Source organism: Cupriavidus sp. HPC(L) (assembly GCF_000307735.3).
GTDB lineage: Bacteria > Pseudomonadota > Gammaproteobacteria > Burkholderiales > Burkholderiaceae > Cupriavidus.
The window spans coordinates 1-1,310 of sequence record NZ_AMPR02000387.1; the positions used below are offsets into that span (position 1 = coordinate 1).

2 protein-coding genes are annotated in these 1,310 nt (G+C 72.1%); both read right to left on the reverse strand.

Features of this window, described 5'->3' with window-relative positions; genetic code table 11:
• The coding region (locus B551_RS18230) for a secretin N-terminal domain-containing protein (protein ID WP_043441124.1) at positions 1 to 734 on the reverse strand (734 nt) is incomplete at its 3' end.
• Between the two features lie 52 nt (positions 735 to 786).
• Positions 787 to 1,310 (reverse strand): type II secretion system protein N (gene gspN, locus B551_RS18235; protein WP_023264728.1); only part of this gene is annotated, 524 nt, incomplete at its 5' end.

Below are 1,310 nucleotides of genomic sequence, written 5' to 3' on the forward strand. Positions count from 1 at the left end.
GCCGCGCCCGGATCGAGCAGGCGCTGCAGCACCACGGCGGCGTCGCTGGCGATCGCGTATTTCAGCGGGATCAGCTCGACCTCGCCCGACGCGGGCGCGTCGATTGCCGCGATGATCCGGCCGATGCGCCGCAGATTGTCCGCGTAGTCGGTGATCACCAGCGTGTTGTTGGCCGGATAGGCCGTGATCGTGTTGTTCGGCGCGATCATCGGGCGCAGCACCGGCACTAGCGCGTTGGCCGACTCGTAGTTCAGCCGGAACACCTGCGTCACGACCTGGCCGCCGCGGCTGGCGCCGGCGCCGACCACGGTCGGCGAGCCCTGCAGCTTGGCGTCGGCCTCGGGCACGACCTTGGTGAAGCCGTTGGCCTCGACCATCGCATAGCCCTGCATCCGCAGCACCGAGCCCAGCGTTTCCAGCGCCTGCGCCCGCGACACCGGCGCCTCGGTGACCAGGTTGACGGTGCCCTTGACGCGCGGGTCGATCACGAAGTTCTTGCCGGTGGCCTGGCCCACCGCGCGCACGACCGCTTCCAGGTCGGCGTTGACGAAATTGAGCACGACCTCGTCGCGGTTGCGCGGCGTGACGTCGGGCGGGGCCGGCACGGCGGGGCTCGCCTGTCCGGGTGCCTGCGCCCAGAGCGGGGCCGGCGCCATCAGCGACAGGGCGCACAGCGCCGTGACGGCGCGCGCGCAGGCGGTGGGCAGGATGGGGCGTCGGTCTGTTGTCGTCATAAGCGTCGGTTGGTTGCGCGGCCCGGTGCTTGGCGTGCTGCCTTGCGCCGGATCAGAAGCGCAGCCTGGTCACATTGTTCTCACGTCTTCCCAGCAGGCTCAATAGGGAGGCCAACTGATTCGCGGCGTCGGGATCCGCGTGGGCGGTGCCCTCGAAGCGCGCCTGGCGGCCCAGCGGTCCGCTGCCCTCCAGGTGCAGCGGCCCCGCCACCGTGGAGAGCCGCAGCATGCCGGTGGGGCCGGTCCAGTCGATCTCGGCGCGGTAGCTGCCGAGCGGCCGCAGCCGGCTGACGGCCGATGATACTTGGTCGATGCGAAGCGTCAGGTGGCCGTACAGTCCGGCCGGCCGGCCGCCGCTGCCCGCGTCCGCGCGAAAGCGGCCCTCCAGCGCGCTCCAGTCCAGCCGCATTGCGCCGTCCGGGCGCAGCGTGTTGAACGGCGCGCCGATGCCTTCAAGCAGCGAGGCCGGCAGCCGCAGCGAACCGGACTGGGCGCGCCAGCCGGACGGCGTCACCGTGACCGCGACCGGCGCCGGCATCGCCTCGGTGTGCTGGGCGACCAGCCGCAGCGAGCCGG